Origin of the sequence: Robbsia andropogonis (assembly GCF_000970345.1) — a bacterium.
GTDB lineage: Bacteria > Pseudomonadota > Gammaproteobacteria > Burkholderiales > Burkholderiaceae > Robbsia > Robbsia andropogonis.
The window spans coordinates 1-3,368 of sequence record NZ_LAQU01000102.1 but is presented as its reverse complement, the minus strand read 5'-3'; the positions used below and the strand labels follow the sequence as shown (position 1 = coordinate 3,368).

The following is a 3,368-nucleotide window of genomic DNA, read 5'->3' as shown; positions in this document are numbered from 1 at the left end:
CGCTGCGCAAAAGGTTGAAAAAAGAATTGCACGATATGAGGATGCATTTAGTCTGAGGGCAGATCGGCAAAGATGCGACCGTCGGTGTGATAGGTACATTATGGCTTTATAGGGTTATTGATCAGAGGCAAATCTGGACTCTCGTGAACGCTGAGTTCGCGAGGGAGTTTTTCGATGTGGTGAATTGCGCATTATCAGAAGCACAAATTGCCAATAGCTGATGAGGGAATTAAGATTTGCGGTGGTACGTGATTGTCAAATCATGTATTAGATATGGAGTGCATAATAAGTTTATGAGAAATATTTTCTGCGGCCGCACATCAATGCGGACAGCAGCTTACATCTTCCCGAATCGAGTTGAAACGCTTCCTCGCTGTCGCAGGCGATGAATCTCGGAATTCCAAATGCTTTTGACAAGCCCGGGCATTGCGCGACGAGCTTGCACCTGCGTTCGGCATCTGGTTCGACGGCGACAATGGACTTACACACTCGGGAGAGGCATCCCTTGTTTTCTCTGAGCCAAATCGCTCGTACCTTCGTGTCCTCAGGCGCCTCCTTGAATTCGCCATCTTCGAAAACCATGAAAAAGGACGGTTCAGCGCCAGCAATGTTTCCAATTCGTCTTGCCACTGTTTGCTATAGCCGGGGTAAACAGTCGCCGGTGTGCAGCGCACGGCCGGAAAGTGACTAACGTCATGGACCACGAAGTCAGATAACTGCATAACAGCCTCCCGAACAGTAAGGCGCCGTGCGGCGAATTGGCGAGTAATCGAGAATCATTCACAATTTTTCGCCGGCATCTCTAGGTCAGGAGCGTCAACGACCGATCGTGAACTCAATCATGGATTTATTGTACATGCATTGCGCAGTGCAGTGCAATTTCTAATTGTTTTGATGGTTGTTATGGCAATTATAAATGCATGGCGGCCATACTAATGAGACAGCATTGCGTACAATACGGTCTTCACCTGGCTTCGGCGTTTGCCTTGTGCAACAGCGCTTGCAGTCTCAGCTATTTAGGACGATCACTCACTCATGAGCGATACGGTAGAGAAGTCTCCCAACACGGTGTCTGCGAAATCCCTAGGCCGCTCCAATTCGAAGCGAGAAGTGATTTTGGAGGCGGCGACGCAGGTTTTCTTGCAGCATGGCTATGAGGGCACGAGCATGGACCGTGTCGCAGCAGCATCTGGCGCGGCGAGACGGACCCTTTACAACCAGTTCGAGAGCAAGGAGCAACTGTTCGCAGAGATGATTGAGCGGGTGTGGACTGGATTTCCTGTCCTCGGCATTACGCGCGACGAGGCATCCTTGAATGATCCGAAAATTGGCTTAACGAGGCTGGGGCACGCGATCGCGGAATTTTGGGCGCCCGCGGAGTCGCTCGCGTTTTTGCGAATGGTAATCTCGGATGGTCCACGATTTCCCTCGTTGACCAAGACATTCGTCGACAAAGGTAAGACGGCCCGGCGATGAGTGCCGTTGTGGAGTATCTTCAAGCGTTGGTAAAGCGCAAATCATTGAAGATCAAGAATCCATTGATCGGCGGGGCGTCTAATTTCTTGGGCTGATTGACGAACCATTGCTGTGGGTGCGTGTGGTTGGTGTGGATGAGGTCTACTCCAAGCATGAGCGCGACTATATCGTCGAGGCTGCGGTAGATATGTTCCTTAGCTTTTACCGAGCCAAGGAAGCATAGCGGAGGCCTGGTGCTTACAGCGCCTGGGCCCCTGCGTGGGCAATTTGATCATCTTGATCGGGCGTGCCTCCCGACACCCCAATTGCGCCAGCGCGCACATCCTCAGACACGAGTGGGTACCCACCTTGAATCGGCAAGCGCCCGTCGTGGAAGGTTGCCAAGGTTGGCCGGGACAACGTCGCATCCTCGATATCTTTGCTGGGCTTGCGCATCATAACTGCGGTCAGCGCTTTACCTTTGGCAACTTCCGGCGTTTGGAATTGGGCGCGATCTTGCCGTTCCAGATAGATAAGCTGTCCGCTGTCGTGTAGCACGACCACACTCACGAAAATGCCGAGTTTTTTCGCGCGAGCACGTGCTTCTCGCGCAATTCGCTTCGCATCGGCCAGATCTAGGCGAAGGGAATATCTCATTTCGGCTCCTTCGATGTCCCAGCTGCGTTCAGGACAGTTAGGCTTTGACGCCCGCCCATCCACCGTCAAGATTGAGCGTATGGCCGACAAGCAGCGCTGCTCCTGGTGAGGACATGAAGAGAATGCCTTTGGCAATCTCGCTCGGCTCACACATGCGACCTAACGGGATTCCGTCGATCATGTTGGCTTTTGCCGCAGCGTCGCGGCCTGTGAAGCGATTGGTCATATCGGTGTCCACCGCGCCAGGGCTTACTGCGCACACTCGAATTCCATTGCGGGCGTTTTCTAAGGCCGCCGCCTTGGTCAGCCCGAGAATCGCGTGCTTCGAGGCAGTATAAATCGGCGAACCTGCAAACCCGACGTGGCCTGCGATGGATGCGACGTTAACGATGACACCGGATCGTTGGTGACGCATGATCCGTAGTGCTGCTCGCATGCTCAACGCGGTGCCCCGGACATTGACCGAAAGCACGTTGTCTATGTTCTGCGTGGTCTGCTGGTCCAGAGAGCCGAGCTCGCCGTCGATGCCGGCGTTGTTGATCACGATATCTAGCCGAGAGAACTGTTTCGCAACGTGCTCGTAGAGTCGGTCGATTGATGTCTCGTCTGCGATATCGCAAGCAATGAACGAAGCACAGTCGGCGTGTGCAGCCGGCAGACTCGAAATAGCGGACCGTCCAAGCTCTTCATTTCTATCGGACATTATCACTTTTGCGCCGGCAGACAGGAATTCGCGAACGACTTCCATTCCAATGCCGCCCGCGGCGCCCGTAACAACGACTACCTGATCTTTAAAGTGGGAAGACATAGCGAACGCTCGAAGATTGAATAAGGAGGCGCGCGTGTCATGCGCGCGGCGACTGCTTTAAGCGAGTTCGTCCCAAAACTCAAAGTTCAGAACGGCACCGTTTTCTTGGATCCACTTCACGAACGCCTTGGTGTGCGGATATTCAAGGTGGGCATCAAACGCAGCCTGGTCGCGAAACTTCTCAAAAACTGCAAAGCGATTGCTGATTTGGCCGTGGCGATGTGCCGTGAATGAAAGGCAACCTGGCTCGTTGCGGGTTGCCGCCACCAGAATTTCAAATTGCTTGGCAAGCTCAGCCTCTTTGCCGACGGGTGCGAGCGGGAATGCGATGACAGTGATCGGTTTCATGCGAATTCTCCATAACAGATGGGGGGGAAGGGGCGATGGCGACGTCACTGAGCAACGGGGTACACGATCGCCATAGAAATTATTATATACTGCACTGTGC

At 53.5% G+C, this 3,368-nt stretch carries 5 protein-coding genes; 2 read left to right on the top strand and 3 right to left on the bottom strand.

Going from position 1 to position 3,368, the window contains the following annotated elements; all coding sequences use genetic code 11:
• Positions 1-1,035: 1,035 nt before the first annotated feature.
• Both WM40_RS32200 and WM40_RS32670 read left to right on the top strand, forming a co-directional pair.
• Positions 1,036-1,476, top strand: coding sequence for a TetR/AcrR family transcriptional regulator (locus WM40_RS32200; protein ID WP_052738550.1), 441 nt, complete (start codon positions 1,036-1,038; stop codon positions 1,474-1,476).
• A gap of 91 nt (positions 1,477-1,567) precedes the next feature.
• Positions 1,568-1,699 (top strand): TetR/AcrR family transcriptional regulator C-terminal domain-containing protein, encoded by a 132-nt coding sequence (locus WM40_RS32670; protein WP_096349231.1) that lies wholly within the window; start codon positions 1,568-1,570, stop codon positions 1,697-1,699.
• Between the two features lie 14 nt (positions 1,700-1,713).
• Here the strand turns inward: WM40_RS32670 and WM40_RS26010 are convergent, their stop codons facing one another.
• From WM40_RS26010 to WM40_RS26000, 3 genes are read right to left on the bottom strand one after another with little or no spacing between them, the layout of a single operon-like run.
• The gene (locus WM40_RS26010) at positions 1,714-2,112 is read right to left on the bottom strand and encodes a GlcG/HbpS family heme-binding protein (protein WP_046154484.1); all 399 of its coding nucleotides are present in this window, start codon (positions 2,110-2,112) and stop codon (positions 1,714-1,716) included.
• A gap of 37 nt (positions 2,113-2,149) precedes the next feature.
• Positions 2,150-2,920, bottom strand: coding sequence for an SDR family NAD(P)-dependent oxidoreductase (locus tag WM40_RS26005; RefSeq protein WP_046154483.1), 771 nt, complete (start codon positions 2,918-2,920; stop codon positions 2,150-2,152).
• 57 nt (positions 2,921-2,977) lie between these two features.
• The gene (locus WM40_RS26000; RefSeq protein WP_046154482.1) at positions 2,978-3,268 is read right to left on the bottom strand and encodes a putative quinol monooxygenase; all 291 of its coding nucleotides are present in this window, start codon (positions 3,266-3,268) and stop codon (positions 2,978-2,980) included.
• Between the last annotated feature and the right edge of the window lie 100 nt (positions 3,269-3,368).

Coding starts and splice junctions, on each gene's coding strand:
- WM40_RS32200 (WP_052738550.1), top strand. CDS start 1,036: ATGAGCGATACGGTAGAGAAGTCTCCCAACACGGTGTCTGCGAAATCC.
- WM40_RS26010 (WP_046154484.1), bottom strand. CDS start 2,112: ATGAGATATTCCCTTCGCCTAGATCTGGCCGATGCGAAGCGAATTGCG.
- WM40_RS26005 (WP_046154483.1), bottom strand. CDS start 2,920: ATGTCTTCCCACTTTAAAGATCAGGTAGTCGTTGTTACGGGCGCCGCG.
- WM40_RS26000 (WP_046154482.1), bottom strand. CDS start 3,268: ATGAAACCGATCACTGTCATCGCATTCCCGCTCGCACCCGTCGGCAAA.